This is a genomic window from Actinoplanes flavus (assembly GCF_017592555.1).
GTDB classification, from domain to species: domain Bacteria; phylum Actinomycetota; class Actinomycetes; order Mycobacteriales; family Micromonosporaceae; genus Actinoplanes; species Actinoplanes flavus.
The window spans coordinates 117,528-136,801 of sequence record NZ_JAGFNS010000025.1 but is presented as its reverse complement, the minus strand read 5'-3'; the positions used below and the strand labels follow the sequence as shown (position 1 = coordinate 136,801).

Here is a 19,274-nt window from a genome sequence, read left to right as displayed (position 1 = left end):
TGGACGGCGAGCGCCAAAACGCTCGCCGTCCGAAACGGATCAGGATCAGGTCAGGGCGTCGGCCGCCGCCGGGTCGCTGTCCCGCAGGAACTGGGCGCAGCGGGCCGCCTCGTCGGCCTCACCGATCGCGGCGGCGGCCTGCGACAGCACGTGCAGGCAGCGCAGGAAGCCCTGGTTCGGCTCGTGCGCCCAGGGCACCGGGCCGTGGCCCTTCCAGCCGTTGCGGCGCAGCGCGTCCAGGCCGCGGTGATATCCGGTACGGGCGTACGCGTACGCGGTGACCGGCTCACCGGCGGCCAGTGCCGCGGCGGCCAGGGGCGCCCAGGCGGCGCTGTACGCGGGGTACGTGGCGGCGACCGCCTTGAAGGCCTCGTCGGTGCCCGCGGCGGAGGCCTCGGCGAGAGCCTTGTCGGCCTCGGCGTCGGCGGGCAGGCGGGTGGCCGGCGGCTCGGGAAGGAGGTTCTGCATGACCCCATTCAACCCGTTCGGGCCGGCCGCATTCCCGTCAAGGCGGCGTTTCGCCGGATGAACAGCCGATGATCAGTCCCAGGCCTTGCCGAGACGGAACAGCCGGTCGGCGTACTCGATCTGGGTCTGCCAGTCGGCCGGCCACGCGGAGAGGCCGAGCGACGCGCCCGCGAAGGCCCCCGCCAGGCAGGCGATGGAGTCGGAGTCGCCGGACGAGGCCGCGCCGCGGCCGACGACGGTGACCGGCTCGTCCGGAGAGATCAGGTAGCAGTAGAGGGCGGTGGCCAGCGCCTCCTCGGCGATCCAGCCGGCGCCGGTGGCCAGGCACGGGTCGCCGGCGTGGTCGCCCGTCGCGAGCGCGGCCCCGACCCGGTCCAGCGCGGCGGCGCACTCGTCCCAGCCGCGGGCGATGAAGTCCTCCGGCGAGGTCACCGTCGGGCGCTGCCACAGCTCGCCGAGCCAGTCACCCCGATAGACCTTCCGCTGCTCGGCGCAGCGATCCCGGAGGGCGGCGAGCAGATCGGCCGGCGCGAGGCCGTCGCGGAGCCAACGGCAGGCGTACGCGGTGAGCTCGCTCGCCGCCAGCCCGGTCGGATGGCCGTGCGTGAGGGCCGCCTGGAACTGCGCCGCCCCGGCCCGCTGGTCGTCGGTGAGGCCGGGAACCAGGCCCACCGGGGTGACCCGCATGTTGGCGCCGCAGCCCTTCGAGTCGGCCTGGGTGGCCCGGGTCCACGGCCGGCCGTCGGCGAGCAGCTCGATGGCCCGCAGGCAGGTCATGCCGGGTGCCCGGTCGTTCTCCGGGCTGGCCGCCCAGGCCAGGAAGCGGCGGCGCAGCACCGGCTCGAGGGTGGCCGGGGTGACGTCGGCGCCGACCTCGAGCAGCGCCTCACCGACGGCCAGGGCCATCTGCGTGTCGTCGGTCACCAGGGCCGGCTCGCCGACGAGTCGCCGTGGGCCGCCGGGACCGTACCGGGCGACGATGGACGCGTACTCCTGGAACTCGGTCGGCTTCCCGAGCGAGTCCCCGTACGCCAATCCGAACAGTGACCCCGACGCAGCACGCATGCCGACAACTCTAGGTAGTGCGTCAACGGACTGCTCGGTGCGAGCAAGATGGACGGTATGCCCGATCCCTTGCAACCAGTGCTCGGCGGCGACACGCCCTTCGACGCGACCGCCGACGAGATCGAGACCCGAGCCGAACTGAACGTGCACCTGGCCAAGAACACCCTGGCCGGCCTGTGTGTCCTGGGCCTGCGCCTGGACCAGGATCCGCCCGATCTGAGCGGCACCGACGTCCGCGACACCGTCTTCGTCGGCTGCCATCTGGCCGGGCTGGAGGTGGAGGCCGATCTGATCCGGCGCGGGGCGCACGTGGTCCCGCCCTTCGACGGGCGGCCCTACCCGACCCATCCGGCGCTGCTCTACACGGCCGAGGACCTGTCCGCCGGGTTCGCCGAGCACGGCTTCGCCGGCATGTACGACACCGCCGTCTACCAGCATTTCGTGACGCACGGCGGCGCTGTTCCGGACATCCGGGAGGCGATCGCCCAGCGGCTGCACGACGCCGGGATCGACAACGCGCTGGGCAAGGCGCTCAACGCGTGGGTGTCGGCGCACGGGCCGGGCGGGGCGATCGGGATCATGGGTGGCCACGCGGCGCCCCGGGGCTCGGAGCCGTACCGGATGGTCGCGGCCCTGGCCCGCCGCCTGAGCGCCGCCGGGCGCCTGATCGTGACCGGCGGTGGTCCGGGCGTGATGGAGGCCGCCAACCTGGGCGCCTATTTCTCGTCGTTCCCGGAGTCCGAGCTGACCGCCGCGATCGACCGGCTCGCGGTCGCGCCGCAGTTCCTGGACCACGTGCCGTACACCGCGGCCGCGCTGGCGGTACGGGCCGCCTGGCCGCTGCCGCCGCTCGACGTGGCCGGCCGGCTCCAGCACGGCGGTCTGGCCCTGCCCACCTGGCTGTACGGGCACGAGCCGGCCAACCTGTTCGCCGGCCAGATCGGCAAGTACTTCTCCAACGCGGTCCGGGAGGACTCGATCCTGCGGCTGTCCCGGGGCGGGATCGTGTTCGCGCCGGGCTGGGCCGGGACGGTGCAGGAGATCTTCCAGGCGGCGACCAAGACGTTCTACGCCACCGACGGGCCGTCCGGGGCGTACGTGTTCCTCGGTGTGGAGCACTGGTCCGCGTTGCCCGTGGTGGATCTCCTCGGACCGTTGCTGGCCCGTTCCCCGCACGGCGACCAGTCCGGTCTGATCGTCGTCACCGACTCGCTGGACGAGGCGATGAAAGCCCTCTCACCTGCGTAGTTCTGAAGTAGCGGAGGTGTCGCACACTGCATCCATGGATCTGACCGTGTTCTTCATCGTCCTCATCGCGCTGGTCGCGGTCTCGCTGATCTTCAAGATCACCAGGGGTGCCGGCCGGCGCCCTTCCCGGTCCCGTTCCCACGGTGGCTGGGTGGCCACCTCGCACGGGCACCACTACGACGGCGGCTCCTCGGACGACCACTCGTGGAGCGACAGCGGTTCGTCGTCGTCGGGTGACAGCGGCGGCGGCTGGGGGAGCTCCGACAGCGGTGGCAGCGGCTGGAGCGGCGGCGGGGACAGCGGCGGCGGTGGCTGGAGCGGTGGCGGGGACAGCGGCGGTGGCGGCGGCTACTGACCCGTCAGGCGACGTGCACGCGCCGCCAGTGTGCGGCGGGCAGCTCGGCTTCGGGGACGTCGGTGATGCCGTTCTCGTCCATGGCGTTGTAGATCGCGAGGCGCGCGCCGTCGAAGAGGAATTCGACGGCGTGCAGCACGCGGGGCCGCCAGTCGGCCGAGGTGGTCCGCTCGATGATGTTGACCGCGCGAAGTGGCCGGTCACGGGCCTGGCGCAGCGCGGCGTTCGGGTCGGACCGCCAGTCGAAGTGTTCGTACCAGTCGATCGGGACGCTCATGTCGATCTGGTCCCAGGTGATCGCACACTCATCGAATTTACGGTGAGTGATCTCAACACGACTCGATCCGAAGTCGAGGATCACCGGACCGTCGGCGAACCAACCACGCTGAGCCACATCCCACATGAGGTGGCTTGATCGCAGTTTCCGGCCGATGAGCCGCACGAACATGTGTCGATGGGTGGCAGCGAGGGCTTCGGCATCGTGATGCCACTCGGGTTTCCAGCCCTCGATTCCGAGCACGACCACCGTCCCGCCGATCTTGATCGGTCGATGGTACCCGTGCCTCTGCGTGACCCCGCAAGACAACGACGGCCGGTCCCCACGAAGGGGACCGGCCGTCGTCGCGGAATTACTTGGCGAACGTGGTTCCGGTCGAGCGGAGGTGCTCGCAGGCCTCGAGGACCCGCTTGGCGAGACCGTTCTCAGCCAGCTTGCCCCAGGCGCGCGGGTCGTAGGCCTTCTTGTTGCCGACCTCGCCGTCCACCTTGAGCACACCGTCGTAGTTGCGGAAGAAGTGGTCCGCGACCGGGCGGGAGAACGCGTACTGCGTGTCGGTGTCGATGTTCATCTTCACCACGCCGTAGTCCAGAGCGCCGTGGATCTCCGACAGCAGCGAGCCCGAGCCGCCGTGGAAGACCAGGTCGAGCGGCTTCTCCTTGCCGTACTTGGCGCCGATCGCGTCCTGGATCTCCTTGAGGATCTCCGGGCGCAGCTTGACGTTGCCCGGCTTGTAGACGCCGTGCACGTTGCCGAAGGTGAGGGCGGTCAGGTAGCGGCCCTTCTCACCCAGGCCCAGGGCGGCGGCGGTGGCCAGGCCGTCCTCGACGGTGGAGTAGAGCTTGTCGTCGATCGCGGCGGAGACGCCGTCCTCCTCGCCACCGACGACGCCGACCTCGATCTCCAGGATGATCTTGGCGGCCGCGGTCTTGGCCAGCAGCTCCTCGGCGATCTGGAGGTTCTCCTCCAGCGGCACGGCCGAGCCGTCCCACATGTGCGACTGGAACAGCGGGTTCTGGCCCTTGGCGACGCGCTCGGCGGAGATGTCGATCAGCGGCCGGACGAACCCGTCGAGGTGGTTCTTCGGGCAGTGGTCGGTGTGCAGCGCGATGTTCACCGGGTAGTGCTTCGCGACGTGGTGCGCGAACTCGGCCAGCGCCACGGCGCCGGTGACCTTGTCCTTGATGGTCGGGCCCGAGACGTACTCGGCGCCACCGGTGGAGATCTGGATGATGCCGTCGCTGCCGGCCTCCGCGAAGCCCTGGAGGGCCGCGTTGAGGGTCTGCGAGGACGTCACGTTGATCGCCGGGTAGGCGAACGCGCCGGCCTTGGCGCGATCGATCATTTCGGCGTAGACCTCGGGAGAAGCGATAGGCATCGGTGCGCTCCTTGCTCTTTGGTACGGGCAGCAGAGGGCAGGACCGCGCTGTCCTCCAGCAGGCAGTATTCCGCAGTCGCGTTGCGTAGCGGAAATCGCCCCGAAATCCGGACCGCGAGACCCGCGATTGGTATATAAGGGGCGATCGTCCGGCCGGTTCGCGGCGACTGTGGCCCTTGTTCCCCTTGCGCTGCGTGATCGGGTCGCTTCCGCCGCGCCGGCTGCCCGTACGGGCCACCCTCAGAAGAGCGGCACCTGCCGGTTTGTGCGGCATCGCAGCCGGGCAACGCGCACCATGAGACGAGGACCACACGACCCGAGCGCCAGAGAGACCACCACCCCGGAGCCGACAGCCGCCGAGAACGGAAGGAAGCCGAGGATGACGAAGCCGATGGAGATCGACCTGGAGACACCCGAGGTCGACGCGGCCGAGCAGGCGATGATCGCGGTCCCCAGCCTGCAGGACGACGACGCGGACGACGATCTGCCCCACACCGACGACGTCAGCGAGTGGGACGCCCAGGAGCAGGGCCGCGTGGTGGAGTTCGACGACGACTACCGCTGACCGGCCGGCAAATCGATCGCCGGAGTCGCGGACGGCTGCCACGATCGACACGTGCTGCTCACCCTGACGACCACCCACCGGCCCGCCACCGACCTGGGCTACCTGCTGGTCAAGCATCCCGGCAAGGTGCACTCCTTCGACGTGCCCACCGGCACGGCGCACGTCCTCTACCCCGAGGCGGAGGAGGACCGGTGCACCGCGGCCCTGCTGCTGGACGTCGACCCGCAGCGGCTACGGGCACAGCGGGACGCGTTCGAGCTGAGCCAGTACGTGAACGATCGGCCGTACGCGGCCTCCAGCCTGCTGGCGAGCGCCCTGGCCAAGGTGTTCCGCAGCGCCCTGCGCGGCGCCTCGCGGGACCGGCCGGAGCTGGCCGCCACCAGCATCCCGCTGGAGATCCACGTGCCGGTGCTGCGCGGCACCCCGGAGCTGGTGAGCCGCCTGTTCACCCCGCTCGGCTGGCGGGTCACGGCCACCCCGATCCCGTTCGAGGCGGAGATCGGCGGCGACAGCCGCTATGTCGACGTGCACCTGTCCGGTGAGCTGCGGGTCGCCGACGCGCTGAACCATCTGTACGTGCTGCTGCCGGTGCTCGACGACGGGAAGCACTACTGGGTCGCCCCGGACGAGATCGAGAAGCTGCTGCGCTCCGGTGAGGGCTGGCTCGCCGCCCACCCGGAGAAGGTGCTGATCGCCCGGCGTTACCTGGCGCACCGCCGCTCGCTGGCGACCACCGCGCTCGAACTGCTGGAGGCGGACCAGCCGGTCACCGAGGAGGAGGCCGAGCTGCCGGTGACCCGCCGCGCCCCGCTGGCCGAGCAGCGCCGGGAGGCCGTGCTGGCAGCTCTCACCGAGGTGGGCGCGTCCCGCGTCCTGGATCTGGGCTGCGGTGGCGGCGCGCTGCTGACCGCCCTGGTCAAGGACCGGAGCCTCACCGAGATCGTCGGTGCCGACGTGTCCACCCGCTCGCTGGAGCAGGCGGCCCGCCGGCTCCGGCTGGACCGGCTGCCGGAGCGGCAGAAGGACCGGATCCGGTTGATTCAGACCGCGCTGACCTACCGCGACGACCGGCTCCGCGGTTTCGACGCGGCGGTGCTGATGGAGGTCATCGAGCACATCGACCTGCCCCGGCTGCCCGCTCTGGAGGCCGCCGTCTTCGGCCACGCGCGGCCCACCGCCGTGATCGTGACCACGCCGAACGTGGAGTACAACGTGCACTACGAAGGGCTGACCGGCATGCGTCACTCGGACCACCGCTTCGAGTGGACCCGGGCCGAGTTCGCCGCGTGGGCGGAGTCGGTCGCGGCGGCCCACGGCTACACGGTGACGATCCGTGGGGTCGGCGAGGCCGACGAGACCACCGGCGCACCCACCCAGCTCGCCCTCTTCACGTTCTCGGAGATGTCCGCATGATCCTCGACGTTCCCGAGCTGTCGCTCGTGGCCCTGGTCGGCATCTCCGGTTCCGGCAAGTCGACCTTCGCGGCCCGGCACTGGGCGCCCACCCAGGTCCTCTCCTCGGACTTCTTCCGCGGCCTGGTGGCCGACGACGAGAACGACCAGTCCGCCTCGTCCGACGCCTTCGACGTGCTGCACTACGTGGCCGGCAAGCGGCTGGCCGCCGGCCGGCTGACCGTGGTGGACGCGACGAACCTCCAGCCGCACGCCCGGGCCGGCCTGGTCAAGGTGGCCCGCGACCACGACGTGCTCCCGGTGGCGATCGTGCTGGACGTGCCGGAGGCACTGGCCTGGGAGCGCACGCAGGCCCGCACGGACCGGACCTTCGGCCGTCAGGTGATCACCCGGATGCACCGTGATCTGCGGCGTTCCCTCGGCCAGCTGGCCAAGGAGGGCTTCCGCAAGATCCACGTGCTGCGCGGGGTGGACGAGATCGCCGCCGTCGAGATCCGCTACGAGAAGCTCTTCAACGATCTGAAGACCGAGCACGGGCCGTTCGACATCATCGGGGACGTGCACGGCTGCCGTGCCGAACTGGAGGCGCTGCTCGGCAAGCTGGGCTGGCAGCTGGCCCGCGACGAGCGGGGCCGGCCGGTCGACGCCGTGCACCCGGAGGGCCGCAAGGCGGTCTTCGTCGGCGACCTGGTCGACCGCGGCCCGGACTCGCCCGGCGTCCTGCGGCTGGTCATGGGCATGGTGGCGGCCGGGCACGCGATCTGTGTGCCGGGCAACCACGAGCAGAAGCTGGCCCGCAAGCTGAACGGGCGCAACGTCCAGCTCACCCACGGCCTGCCGGAGACCCTGGAGCAGCTGGAGGCGGAGGACCCGGCGTTCGTCGCCGAGGTGCGGGTCTTCATCGACGGGCTGGTCAGCCACTACGTGCTCGACGACGGCAACCTGGTGGTGGCGCACGCCGGCCTCAAGGAGGCGTACCACGGGCGGGCGTCCGGCCGGGTGCGCAGCTTCGCGCTCTACGGCGAGACCACCGGCGAGACCGACGAGTACGGTCTGCCGGTCCGCTATCCCTGGGCCCGGGAGTACCGCGGCTCGGCCGCCGTCGTCTACGGCCACGTGCCCACCCCGGTCCCGGAGTGGATCAACAACACCATCTGCCTGGACACCGGCTGCGTCTTCGGCGGCGCGCTCACCGCGCTCCGCTGGCCGTCGCGCGAGCTGGTCGCGGTCCCGGCCGCGAAGGAGTACTACGCACCGGTCCGGCCGCTGTTCACGACTCCGGCCAAACCCGATCAGGGCCTGGACATCGCGGACGTGACAGGCCGTCGGCACATCGATTACGGGTACGGGCAGACCACCGTCCCCGCCGAGAACGCGGCCGCGGCCCTGGAGGTCATGGGCCGGTTCTCGGTCGACCCGGAGACGCTGGTCTGGCTGCCGCCCACGATGGCGCCGTGTACCAGCTCGACCGTGGAGGGCTACCTGGAGCACCCGTCCTCGGCCTTCGCCGACCTGCGTGCCGCCGGTGTGGACCGGGTGGTGTGCGAGGAGAAGCACATGGGCTCCCGGGCCGTGGTGCGGGTCTCCGCTTCCGGCGCCGGCGACGCCATCTGGACCCGGACCGGGCGGCCGTTCTTCGGCCCGGAGCTGGACCAGCCGCTGCTGGCCCGCGTCCGGGCCGCGGCCGCCCCGCTCTTCGCCGAACTGGAGACCGGCTGGCTGCTGCTGGACACCGAGTTGCTGCCCTGGTCGGCGAAGGCGGGCAGCCTCATCCGCGACCAGTACGCCGGGGTCGGCGCGGCCGGGCGGGCGGCGCTGCCCGCCGCGCTCACGGTGCTGGAGCGGGTGGCCGGGCGCGGGCTCGACGTCGGCGCACTGCGGGACCGGCTGGAGCTGCGGGCCACCGAGATCGAGGGATTCTCGGCGGCCTACCGGGCCTATGTGAAACCGACCGACGGCCTCAGCGGGGTCACCCTCGCCCCGTTCGCCGTGCTGGCGGGCGCCGGGGTCTCGTACGCGAAAAAGGACCACGACTGGCACCTGGCGCTGGCGGACCGCCTGGTCGCGGCAGACCCGGAGCTCTTCACGCCCACCCGGCGGATGATCGTCGATCTGGACGATCCGGCGGCGGAGGCGGCCGCCACCGAGTGGTGGCTGACCCTGACGGCGGCCGGCGGCGAGGGCATGGTGGTCAAGCCGTGGGCCGGGCTCGCCCGGACCGACGCGAAGGGCCGTCTCGTTCAGCCCGGCGTGAAGTGCCGTGGCCGTGAGTACCTGCGGATCATCTACGGTCCGGAGTACACCCGGCCGGAACAGCTGGACCAGCTCCGCCGGCGGAACCTGGGCCGTAAACGGTCGCTGGCTCTGCGTGAGCACGGCCTCGGCCTGGCGGCGCTGGACCGGCTGGCCGAGGGCGCTCCGGCCTGGCGGGTGCACGAGTTGGTCTTCGCGATCCTGGCGGCCGAGTCGGAACCGGTGGATCCTCGTTTGTGACCGGTCGGTCACTTTCCGAACAGCACAGCATTCATACAGGTACCGGCCGCACATCGGCCGGTACCCTGGCTCCTCGTGGACATCCATGCGCTCACGGAGCAGCTCGCGCTGAACCCGATGGACCCGAAGGACCTGCTCAGTGCCTTCGGGTTGCCGGGTGTCTTGGCCATCCTCTTCGCGGAGACCGGCCTGCTGGTCGGCTTCTTCTTCCCCGGTGACTCCCTGTTGTTCCTGGCGGGCGTCGCGGCCTCGTCGGTGGCCGACTCGATCTTCGGTCCGGGAGCGAAGCTGTCCATCGCCGGCCTGCTGATCGGCGCCCCGATCTGTGCCGTCATCGGCGCCCAGTTCGGGCACTGGCTGGGCGCGAGGTACGGGCGGCGGATGTTCGACAAGCCGGACTCGAAACTCTTCAAGAAGGAGTACGTCGAGAAGGCGGAGTACTACTTCGAGAAGTTCGGCCCGGCCAAGGCCGTGGTGCTGGCGCGCTTCATCCCGATCGTCCGCACGTTCCTCAACCCGGTCGCCGGCACGCTCGGCATGCCGGCCCGCCAGTTCCTGGTGTGGAACATCGTGGGCGCCATCCTCTGGACCGACGGCATCATCCTGATCGGCTACCTGCTGGCGCAGCAGATCTACGACGCCATCGGCGACAAGATCGACCACTACATCCTGCCGGTGGTCGTGCTGATCGTCCTGATCTCGGTGCTGCCCATCGGTATCGAGATCCTGCGTGAGCGGAAGGCGAAGAAGCAGGGCCTGCACAAGGGCCCGGAGCCGGCGGCCGCCATCGGTGTCGTCGCCGCGGCCAGCGTCGCGGGCCTCGCCGACGCCGCCCGCCACGAGTTCCAGGAGTTCCAGGAGCACCACCACCAGGCCCCGCAGCGGCCGGCCCACCCGCAGCAGGCTCAGCCGCAGGCCTACCCCCACCAGCAGACGTACGGGCAGCCCGCCTACCCGCAGCAGCAGTACCCGCCCCAGCAGTACGGGCAGCAGCAGCCCTACGGCGACCAGCAGCAGTGGCCGCCGCGCAACTGACGGCGGACAGACGGAAGGCCGGCCCCGGGATCGGGAGCCGGCCTTTTCCGTTCCTGCCTACACCGTTACGGCGGTGGATCCGGAGAGCCGCTCCAGGAACTCCTCCGGGCACTCCCGAAGGTTCTCCAGCCGGCCCGCGGTGAGCGCCCGGTACGTGAGCGACGCCGCCTCCTCCAGATTGCGCGCCCGTTTGTGCGCGAGTTCCACGGAGTCACCCATCACCACGCACCCGTGCTGGCTGAGCACCAGGCAGTCGGTGCCGTCGGCGGCCATCGCCGCGGTCAGCGCGGCCAGCTCGGTGCTGCCCGGAAGCCGGAACGGCACGGTCGACACCCGCCGCAGGTAGTACGCGTGATCGGTGGTCACGATCCGGATGTGCTCGCCCAGGGCGTCCAGCAGCAGAGCCGTCTGCGGGTGGAGATGAACCACCGCGTTGATGTCCGGCCGTGCCCGGTAGAGCGCGAGGTGCAGCGCCAGCTCGCTGGTCGGCTCGATCCGTGCCGACGGTATGCCGCCGATGACGGCGGGCGCCCCGTCGGAGATCCGCACCGGCGCGAAGGTGTTCCGGCTCAGCCGGTCCAGCCAGGATCCGCTCGCGGTGACCCAGATGGCGTCCTCGTCGGGAATGCGGGCGGACAGGTTGCCGCCCGATCCACACACGAGGCCCGCCTGCACCACGTCGTAACCCACGTGCGCGAGTTGGTCACGCAGGTCACCGGGGACGTAGTTCACCCGTTCCTCCTCAGGTCCGCCGGCCCAGTCCGTTGAGCCGGGGTCCTCGGCCTGGCGCCACGCCCCCCATAGATCAGTGACGCCAGGTCGCTACCGACAGCTCAGCGGGCCTTCTTGGTGGCCCGCTTCCGCGGCGGGGTCAGCAGGTCGGCGATGGTGGCGATGGCCGTCGGCACCAGCCGGTAGTACGCCCACACACCCCGCTTCTCACGCTCCAGCAGACCCGCCTCCGTCAGGATCCGCAGGTGGTGACTCACGGTCGGCTGCGAGAGGCCCAGGGGGGCCGTCAGGTCGCAGACGCACGCCTCGCCATCCGTGGCTGACTGGATAAGGCTCAACAGCCGTAGCCGAGCCGGGTCGGCGAGCGCCTTGAGCACTCCCGCCAGGCGCTCAGCGTCAGCGCGTTCAATAGGCTCGCCGGCAAGCGGCGAGATCTGAGGCATCGTCATTTCCGCCAACGCAGTTCCCACGATCTCCATCCTTCCACCAACTGCATCGATTCTCCTGCATGTCCGCAGGAACGAACCGGCTAACTTTCGGGCCGTAAGGCCGACATCGATCGCCGAGACGGCCAACCGGACACCCTCACCCAGTCCACCTTTCGTGCGATGACGACTTCGGTCTCTGCCTCCTGCAACGCCTCAGCCGCCTTCTGGTCGCTACCCATCCGTGTCGAGGTCTCGATCCCCGCCTCCGGAGTGAGGCGGACCACATTGTCATTTCGTCGATTGTTTCGGTCCACCGATCCCCGACGATGACTCGGCACGGAACGCGTCGAGACCATCACGCCACCCTGCGCGATCATCAGTTCGCCACTCACCCCACGACCCGATGAAAGCACGACACCACGCTGCGCGACGGACAATTCAGTGATGAATTTACCCAGGTCGTGCCTTGCTTCCATGACATCGAGCGTACTGGCTGTTCGGAAACCGGAAACTTTCCCCCCGGCAGGACGGAACGGAACTATTGACGCATGGCTTTGGCCCACTTTGTAAAGAAGGTTTACAGATCCAGCAACTGATCTCGACCTCTCCGCGGAGCATAGATGCTGCTCAAAGCACCTAACGTCTGCACGGTACCCGCGCCGAGCTCAGGATCACCTGATGGTCGGGCTGTGAAGAGGCTGTGAACCCGCGAAATCACCTTTGTCCGTACGGGCGAAAACACCCACCGTCCGGCCGATCTCGATCTATCCGGACAGCCGATCGAGTGACAGCGACAGAAACGGACCGTACCCGTTCGAGTGACCCACAGTCGTCGATACGGAACCGCACACACCTACGGTCGTGACCAGTACTCGTCTTCCGGGTTCGGTTCCGACTTCGGCGTAGACGGTTGATCCGAGAACTGATCGGGTTCGGACCCGCCGGTAACAAAAGGCTGCGATTGTGGGGCCGCCCACCCGGTGGGCGGGGCGACGAATTGGCTGGGCGGCACAAAACCCGGCAGGGCGGTGCCCACGGGGGCGGTCCGGCCGAAGAACTCTCCCGGCGCGGCGAGCAGCAGAACACCCACGACGAGGTACCCGATCACCTGCGCGACGGCCACCGCGACGTTGAGCACGATCCACCCTTCGGGGTACGCCTCGGTCAGCGCCTCACCCACCGAACCGGGCACCGCCTCGCCCGACCGCTCGGCGGCGAGCACGGCGAGCGTCCCGCAGCCGCCCAGGACCCCGAGGCCGCACACGCCCAGGGTCACCGCGCGGGCCACCCGGCTGCCGCGCCGCAGCGCGAGCCCGAGCACCGCGAACAGGGCCGCCGCGAGCAGGGCCAGAACCAGGGCGAGCGCGGAGATCAACCAGACCACGGAGATGAAGTTCTCGGCGGCCTCCGAGCCGGCGGCGTCACGGAACCGGCCGACCACCCCGGGCGTGACCGCCACCATGCCGATGGCATAGGTGAGACCGGCCACGGCCATGGCCCAGAGCAGGGCCACCGCCAGGGTGACGGCGGCCGGCCGGGGGACGGCCGGGGGCGCGGCGGCGGGCGGCGGCTGGGCGGCGTACGACATCGATGGCTCCCGCAGGGTTCGGCTGGCAAGAACCTATCGCGTAGCGGGTCCTGAAGTGGCCGGACCGGTCCATCCGGATGGATGGACCGGTCCGAGAGCGATCAGTCGGCGGGCCGCTGGGGCGGCTCGTCCCCGGGCGCCGCCTTCCCGTCCGCCGGGGGCTCCGGCGCGGGCTCCGGAGTGGGCTCCGGCGCAGGCTCCGGCGCGGGCGGAACCGACGACGGCGACGAAGACGCAGGCGGGGCCGACGACGGCGGCGAATACACGGGCGGGGACGAGGACGGCGGCGAAGACGCGGGCGGGGCCGACGACGGTGGGGGCGGGGGCGCCCACGGATCGCTGGACGGCTCCAACCCCTGGGGCGGCACGCCGCCCGGCTGGCCCGGGTAGGGCGGCAGGCCGGGAGCCGGTTCACCCGGCCGCCCGTACTGCTCGGGCGAACCGAAATGGCTGGGCGGTGGCGGCGGATAGGTCGGCGCACCCGGGTAGGTCGGCTGCACCGGGAAGGCCGGCGGCTGAGCCGGCGGGTAGGTGGGATGCGCGTAGAAGCCGGGCTGCGGCTGCGGCGGATATCCCGCCTGGTGCGGGTATCCGGGTTGGACGGGGAAGCCGGGCTGCCCGGGCAGGCTCGGGTAGGGGCCGAAGGGCATCGCCGGGTTCCACGGCGCCGGGCGGCGGAAGAAGGCGTTGGACTGCGGCAGCGCGAGCAGGATGATCGCGCCGAGCAGCGCCAGCACGGTGATCACCGAGGTGACGAGACTGATCGCGTCGTACCAGCCCGGCATGGCGGCCGCCACGTCCGCCTCGACCTGGGCCTGTTCGGTGGACGGCACGGTCCCGCCGACCGCGGTGCCGGCCACCGTGCTGCCCAGGCCGAGCGCGTTGCAGCACAGGCCGAGGCCGGCGATCACCCAGGTGGTGATACGCGCTCCGTTCTTGCCGCGGTTGTTGAAGATGGCCAGGACGACGAGGCCGACCGCGATCAGCAGATAGATGCTCGCCGTGAAGACCAGCACGACGCTGATGAAGGTGCCGACCTCACCGGGGAAGTCGTCGGCGGACATGGCGTCCTGGTATGCCTCGGTGACCGTACCGATCATGGAGACCACCAGAACGGCGCTCAGCAACTGCATGGCCACAACGAGATAAAGCAGCATCGATGAAGCTGTCACCGTGGCCGGCCGTGCCGGTTGCGGGTGATAGCCCGGATATGTCGGTACGGACACACTGCCCTCCTATAGATCAATTCACGGTATCCGCCGGAGGCCAGACAGGTCGACCGTGCCGCACCCACAAGCCACGGTGGCCCGAAATGACCATAAAACGTCGCTCGTTCGGGGGGCGGCAGGCCTGGACGGCGCCACCTAGACTTCGATGCCATGGCGGCCGACTGGAAGCGAGCAGCTCCAGCGACCCGCCGTGCCCGCACGAGTCGCCCGCCCCGCGCACACTCCCCCGGGGCCGAGGCAGACCGGCTGACGGCGCCCTTCCGATCACGCCGGCCGCGTGACCACACCGCGGCCGCCCCAGACCTGTTAAGGACCGGTGAGTCCCATGCCCCACGCCGACACCCTCGACGTCGTTCACCATGACGACACCCGGACACGCTTCACCGACGTCCGGTATCAACTACACCGAGACGGCATACGGATCTGGTCCGCGGACGGCGAACACGCCATCACGGACGTCCTGATGACGCAGGCCTACCGGCAACGGGAGGCGGACAGGTGAGGAAGGGCCCCGGGATTCCCCCGGGGCCCTTCGCCGTCAGAGGCCGCGCCGGACCGACAGACCGTCCTTGTTCTCGCTCAGGTCGACCACCACGGTGTCCCCGTCCCGGATCTCGCCGGACAGCAGCGCCTTGGCCAGCAGATCGCCGATCGAGGACTGGACCAGCCGGCGCAGCGGCCGGGCGCCGTAGATGGGGTCGTACCCGTGCTCGCCCAGCCACTCCACCGCACCGGGGGCGACCACGAGCTCGAGACGCCGCTCGGCCAGCCGGGCCCGCAGCCGGGCCAGCTGGATGTCGACGATCGCGGTCAGGTCGTCCTTGGTGAGGGCGTGGAAGACCACGATGTCGTCCAGGCGGTTCAGGAACTCGGGCTTGAAGTGCGCCCGGACCGCGGCCAGCACCTCGTCGTGGCGTTCCTCGTCGCTCATCGTGAAGTCGGCGGTCGCCGAGCCGAGGTTCGACGTCAGCACCAGGATCGCGTTGCGGAAGTCGACCGTGCGCCCCTGGCCGTCGGTGAGCCGGCCGTCGTCGAGCACCTGGAGCAGCACGTCGAAGACGTCCGGGTGGGCCTTCTCCACCTCGTCCAGCAGCACCACGCTGTAGGGCCGGCGCCGCACCGCCTCGGTGAGCTGGCCACCCTCCTCATAGCCCACGTAGCCGGGCGGGGCGCCGACCAGGCGGGCCACCGAGTGCTTCTCGCCGTACTCGCTCATGTCGATGCGGACCATGGCCCGCTCGTCGTCGAAGAGGAATCCGGCCAGCGCCTTCACCAGCTCGGTCTTGCCGACACCGGTGGGGCCGAGGAAGAGGAAGCTGCCGGTCGGCCGGTCCGGGTCGGCGATCCCGGCCCGGGCCCGGCGCACCGCACCGGACACCGCCGCGATCGCCTCGCGCTGGCCGATCACCTTGGCGGCGAGCGACTCCTCCATGCGCAGCAGCTTGGCGGTCTCCCCCTCCATCATCCGGCCGGCCGGGATGCCGGTCCACGAGGAGACGACCTCGGCGATGTCGTCGGCGCCGACCTCGTCCTTGACCATCGGCGGTTCGGGGCTCTCCTCCTCGGAGTCGGCGGCCGCCTGGATCTCCTTCTCCAGAGCGGGGATCACCTCGTAGAGCAGCCGGGACGCGGCGAGCAGCTCGCCGTCACGCTGGGCCCGCTCCTGCGCGGCCCGGGCCTCGTCGAGCTGCTTCTTCAGCTCACCCACCCGGTTCAGCCCGCCGCGCTCCCGCTCCCACCGGGCGTTGAGGGCGGTCAGGTCCTCCTCGCGGTCGGCCAGGTCGGCGATCAGGCGCTCCAAGCGGGCCTTCGACGCCGGGTCGGTCTCCTTCTCCAGGGCGAGCCGCTCCACCCGCATCCGGTCGACCTGTCGCTGGAGCTGGTCCAGCTCGACGGGACGGGAGTCGATCTCCATCCGCAAGCGGGAGGCGGCCTCGTCGATGAGGTCGATCGCCTTGTCCGGCAGGAACCGGTCGCTGATGTAACGGTCGGAGAGGCTGGCCGCCGCGACCAGGGCGGCGTCGGTGATCTGCACGCGGTGGTGCGCCTCGTAACGACCCTTGAGCCCGCGCAGGATGCCGATGGTGTCCTCGACGGTGGGCTCACCGACGACGACCGGCTGGAACCGGCGCTCCAGGGCCGGATCCTTCTCGATGTGTTCCCTGTACTCGTCCAGCGTGGTGGCGCCGACCATGCGCAGCTCACCACGGGCCAGCATCGGCTTGAGCATGTTGCCGGCGTCCATCGAGCCCTCGCCCTTGCCGGCGCCGACGACCGTGTGCAGCTCGTCGAGGAACGTGACGACCTGCCCGTTGGAACTGCGGATCTCCTCGAGCACGCTCTTCAGGCGCTCCTCGAACTGGCCGCGGTACTGAGCGCCGGCGACCATGGCGCCGAGGTCGAGCGAGACCAGTTTCTTGTCACGCAGCGTCTCCGGCACGTCGCCGGCCACGATGCGCTGGGCCAGGCCCTCGACGATCGCGGTCTTGCCGACGCCCGGCTCGCCGATCAGCACCGGATTGTTCTTGGTCCGGCGGGACAGCACCTGGACGACCCGGCGGATCTCGGCGTCCCGGCCGATCACCGGGTCGATCTTCCCCTCCCGGGCCAGCGCGGTGAGATCGACGCTGTACTTCTCCAGGGACTTGTAGGTCTGCTCCGGATCGGCCGTGGTGACCCGCCGATCGCCGCCACGCACCTGCGGGAACGCGGCGACCAGCGCCTCCTCGGTGGCGCCGGCGGCCTTGAGCACCTGCGACACCGCGCCGCCGACCCGGGCCAGGCCGGCCAGCAGGTGCTCGGTCGACACATACTCGTCGCCGAGAGGTTTGGCGATGAGCTCGGCCGAGCCGATGGCGTTGACGAACTCGCGGGCGAGGCCGGGCTCGACGGTGCTCGCGCCGCGCGCGGACGGCAGCTGCTCGATCGCGCGCACCGCGGCGCGGCGGATGTCGGCCGGGTTGGCGCCGACGGCTCGCAACAGCGCGGTCGCGGTGGAGCCGCCGGTGTCGAGCAGCGTCTGCAGCATGTGCCATGGCTCGACCGTGGCGTGCCCGCGGCGACCGGCGTCAGCGACCGCGGAGGTGATCACTTCGCGACTCTTGGTGGTCAAGCGTTCGGTGTTCATGAGCTCCCCTGCAGCCAACAAACTTGAGCGTAGCGCGCTCAACTTTAGCGCGCCCGGTCGAAGAGCCGTAACGTGCGGGACGTGAAGGTTTCCTTCCAGTTGTCCCGTCGTCTTCTCCCGCTCGCCATGGTCTTCCTGACCTCGGGCATCGCGACCGCGGTGGTCGGGCCCTTCCTCGGCCTCTTCCTCAGCACCGAGGTGCGCGCCGGACCGGTCCGGACCGCCGGGTTCCTGATCGTCGCCTCGCTGTCCGGGGTGGCGGTGTCGTCGGCCATCGGGCGCGTCTCGGACCGCTTCCCGATCCGCCGCGCGCTGCTCATCGCGGCCGCGCTGGCCGGCTTCGCCGCCAGCGGGCTGACCGCCGTCATCCGGGACTACTGGATTCTGCTCGCGGTCACCGCGACGGTCACGGCCGCGTCCGGGGCGCTCTATCCACAATCCTTCGCGTACGCCCGTCAAGTGCTGCAACGAGATGATCCGAACCGGACCGCGCTCGGGATCAGCACACTGCGTACCGTCTTCTCGATCGCCTGGGTGGGCGGCCCGTCCCTGGCCGCCCTGCTGCTCGACACCGGGGACTTCCGCCACGTCTACGGCGCGGCCGCCCTGCTCTATCTGCTCGCCGCCCTGGTCGCGGTCCGCTTCCTGCCCGAGGTGGCGGCGCCGTCCGCACCGCGGGAGCGGACGGCCGAGCCACCCGCCCGGGCGCCCCGGGTCCTGTGGCCGATCCTGTGCGGATTCACCCTGCTCCAGACCACCATGGTGCTGGGCGGTCAGGTCATGCCGCTGTTCCTGAGCACCGAACTGAGCGGCTCGGTCCGTGACGCCGGCCTGCTCTTCGGCCTGTGCGCCGCCCTGGAGATCCCGCTCATGCTGGGCTTCGGGGTCCTGTCCACCCGCGTCCCGCTGCGCCGGATCATCCTCGCCGGGACCGTGTGCGCGGTCGCGTACCAGTTCGTCGTGGTCACCTCGTCGTCGGTCGGGACGCTGGTCGCGGCCCAGATCCTGAACGCGCTCTTCATCGCCGCGACGTCCGGCCTCGGCATCACCTATGTACAGGACCTGATGCCGGAGCAACCGGGACGGGCCACCACGCTGTTCACCAACAGCTTCCCGATCGGGCAGGTCCTGGCGGCGCCGCTCTTCGGTCTGTCCCAGCAGTACGGTTTCCGCCTGGCCTTCGGGATCAATCTCGGACTCAGCGCGACCGGCCTCGTCCTGCTGTTCCTGGCGCGGTCACGCCGGCGACCGGCCGAGCCGTCGATTCGTCCCGTCATCGACGCGCCCCACCCGGCTGAGGGCTAACGTAGAGATCGTGCGCGTACGGGTGGAACAGACTCCGCTGCCGGGAATCGGCGTCCGCCATGACCTGGTGACCTCGTCGGGGCGGACGGTCGGGGTGGTCTCCCACCGCAGCGGTCGCCGCGACCTGGTTCTGTACGACGTGGACGATCCCGACTCCAGCCTGGCGTCGATACCGCTCACCGACGACGAGGCCGAAGCCCTCGCCGACGTGCTGGGCGCCTCGCTGATGCTGGGTCAGCTGGCCGGCCTGCGTCAGCAGGCGGCCGGTCTGCTCACCGAGCAGATCGCGCTCCCGGCCGGTTCCCCGTTCGTCGGGCGGAAACTGGGCGACACCCGCGCCCGTAGCCGGACCAGCGCTTCGATCGTGGCCGTGCTGCGCGATCGCGAGGTGATCGCCTCGCCCGGCCCGGCGTTCCGGTTCGAGGCGAGCGACGTGGTGGTCGCGGTCGGGACACGGCACGGTTTGGACGGCGTCACCGCCATCCTGGCCGGCGACGACGGCGGCTGACCGCAGTGCAGCACCACACGACGATCCTGCTCATCGAGATCGGCGCGGTCCTGTTCGGCCT

The 19,274-nt window shown here is 70.5% G+C and carries 19 protein-coding genes; 9 read left to right on the top strand and 10 right to left on the bottom strand.

Annotated features, from left to right (window positions below; genetic code table 11):
• Window positions 1–45: 45 nt before the first annotated feature.
• Window positions 46–468 (bottom strand): DUF3151 domain-containing protein, encoded by a 423-nt coding sequence (locus tag J5X75_RS31745; RefSeq protein WP_208471256.1) that lies wholly within the window; start codon window positions 466–468, stop codon window positions 46–48.
• A 72-nt stretch (window positions 469–540) separates the two neighbouring features.
• Window positions 541–1,533 (bottom strand): ADP-ribosylglycohydrolase family protein, encoded by a 993-nt coding sequence (locus J5X75_RS31740; RefSeq protein ID WP_208471255.1) that lies wholly within the window; start codon window positions 1,531–1,533, stop codon window positions 541–543.
• A gap of 57 nt (window positions 1,534–1,590) precedes the next feature.
• Between J5X75_RS31740 and J5X75_RS31735 the strand changes: the two genes are divergently transcribed.
• On the top strand, window positions 1,591–2,781 hold the full coding sequence (locus tag J5X75_RS31735; RefSeq protein ID WP_208471253.1) for a hypothetical protein: 1,191 nt from the start codon (window positions 1,591–1,593) through the stop codon (window positions 2,779–2,781).
• Window positions 2,782–2,815: 34 nt separating this feature from the next.
• On the top strand, window positions 2,816–3,136 hold the full coding sequence (locus J5X75_RS31730; RefSeq protein WP_208471251.1) for a hypothetical protein: 321 nt from the start codon (window positions 2,816–2,818) through the stop codon (window positions 3,134–3,136).
• Between the two features lie 4 nt (window positions 3,137–3,140).
• On the opposite strand, the gene J5X75_RS44810 is transcribed toward J5X75_RS31730, so the two are convergent.
• Both J5X75_RS44810 and fbaA read right to left on the bottom strand, forming a co-directional pair.
• Window positions 3,141–3,413 (bottom strand): hypothetical protein, encoded by a 273-nt coding sequence (locus tag J5X75_RS44810; protein ID WP_238490180.1) that lies wholly within the window; start codon window positions 3,411–3,413, stop codon window positions 3,141–3,143.
• Between the two features lie 352 nt (window positions 3,414–3,765).
• Window positions 3,766–4,791, bottom strand: a complete 1,026-nt coding sequence (fbaA, locus tag J5X75_RS31720) for a class II fructose-bisphosphate aldolase (protein WP_208471249.1) — start codon at window positions 4,789–4,791, stop codon at window positions 3,766–3,768.
• 379 nt (window positions 4,792–5,170) lie between these two features.
• On the opposite strand from fbaA, the gene J5X75_RS31715 reads away from it, so the two are divergent.
• From J5X75_RS31715 to J5X75_RS31700, 4 genes are all read left to right on the top strand, one after another.
• Window positions 5,171–5,356 (top strand): hypothetical protein, encoded by a 186-nt coding sequence (locus J5X75_RS31715; RefSeq protein ID WP_208471247.1) that lies wholly within the window; start codon window positions 5,171–5,173, stop codon window positions 5,354–5,356.
• A 51-nt stretch (window positions 5,357–5,407) separates the two neighbouring features.
• Complete coding sequence (locus J5X75_RS31710; RefSeq protein ID WP_208471245.1) at window positions 5,408–6,769, top strand: 3' terminal RNA ribose 2'-O-methyltransferase Hen1; 1,362 nt, start codon at window positions 5,408–5,410, stop codon at window positions 6,767–6,769.
• Window positions 6,766–9,261, top strand: coding sequence for a polynucleotide kinase-phosphatase (locus tag J5X75_RS31705; protein WP_208471243.1), 2,496 nt, complete (start codon window positions 6,766–6,768; stop codon window positions 9,259–9,261). The genes J5X75_RS31710 and J5X75_RS31705 overlap by 4 nt, the downstream gene beginning before the upstream one ends.
• 75 nt (window positions 9,262–9,336) lie before the next feature.
• Window positions 9,337–10,296, top strand: a complete 960-nt coding sequence (locus J5X75_RS31700) for a DedA family protein (RefSeq protein WP_307798376.1) — start codon at window positions 9,337–9,339, stop codon at window positions 10,294–10,296.
• Between the two features lie 57 nt (window positions 10,297–10,353).
• Here J5X75_RS31700 and J5X75_RS31695 read toward each other — a convergent pair whose 3' ends face one another.
• The 5 genes from J5X75_RS31695 to J5X75_RS31675 form a co-directional block, all read right to left on the bottom strand.
• Window positions 10,354–11,028 (bottom strand): class II aldolase/adducin family protein, encoded by a 675-nt coding sequence (locus J5X75_RS31695; protein ID WP_208471241.1) that lies wholly within the window; start codon window positions 11,026–11,028, stop codon window positions 10,354–10,356.
• Between the two features lie 101 nt (window positions 11,029–11,129).
• Window positions 11,130–11,507 carry an ArsR/SmtB family transcription factor gene (locus J5X75_RS31690; protein ID WP_014440216.1) on the bottom strand — a complete coding sequence of 126 codons (378 nt, stop codon included), beginning with the start codon at window positions 11,505–11,507 and terminating at the stop codon, window positions 11,130–11,132.
• Window positions 11,508–11,557: 50 nt separating this feature from the next.
• Window positions 11,558–11,932 carry a hypothetical protein gene (locus J5X75_RS31685; protein WP_208471239.1) on the bottom strand — a complete coding sequence of 125 codons (375 nt, stop codon included), beginning with the start codon at window positions 11,930–11,932 and terminating at the stop codon, window positions 11,558–11,560.
• 377 nt (window positions 11,933–12,309) lie between these two features.
• On the bottom strand, window positions 12,310–13,044 hold the full coding sequence (locus J5X75_RS31680; RefSeq protein WP_208471237.1) for a hypothetical protein: 735 nt from the start codon (window positions 13,042–13,044) through the stop codon (window positions 12,310–12,312).
• 101 nt (window positions 13,045–13,145) lie between these two features.
• Window positions 13,146–14,201: a hypothetical protein gene (locus J5X75_RS31675; RefSeq protein WP_208471235.1), complete on the bottom strand. Its 1,056-nt coding sequence runs from the start codon at window positions 14,199–14,201 to the stop codon at window positions 13,146–13,148.
• A gap of 397 nt (window positions 14,202–14,598) precedes the next feature.
• Between J5X75_RS31675 and J5X75_RS31670 the strand changes: the two genes are divergently transcribed.
• A complete protein-coding gene (locus J5X75_RS31670; RefSeq protein ID WP_188120559.1) occupies window positions 14,599–14,775 on the top strand; it encodes a hypothetical protein in 177 nt (58 codons plus the stop codon).
• A gap of 36 nt (window positions 14,776–14,811) precedes the next feature.
• On the opposite strand, the gene clpB is transcribed toward J5X75_RS31670, so the two are convergent.
• The gene (gene clpB / locus J5X75_RS31665; protein WP_208471233.1) at window positions 14,812–17,400 is read right to left on the bottom strand and encodes an ATP-dependent chaperone ClpB; all 2,589 of its coding nucleotides are present in this window, start codon (window positions 17,398–17,400) and stop codon (window positions 14,812–14,814) included.
• A gap of 81 nt (window positions 17,401–17,481) precedes the next feature.
• On the opposite strand from clpB, the gene J5X75_RS31660 reads away from it, so the two are divergent.
• A complete protein-coding gene (locus J5X75_RS31660; protein WP_307798374.1) occupies window positions 17,482–18,705 on the top strand; it encodes a sugar efflux transporter in 1,224 nt (407 codons plus the stop codon).
• Between the two features lie 10 nt (window positions 18,706–18,715).
• A complete protein-coding gene (locus J5X75_RS31655; RefSeq protein WP_208471232.1) occupies window positions 18,716–19,213 on the top strand; it encodes a cation:proton antiporter regulatory subunit in 498 nt (165 codons plus the stop codon).
• Window positions 19,214–19,274 lie beyond the last annotated feature (61 nt).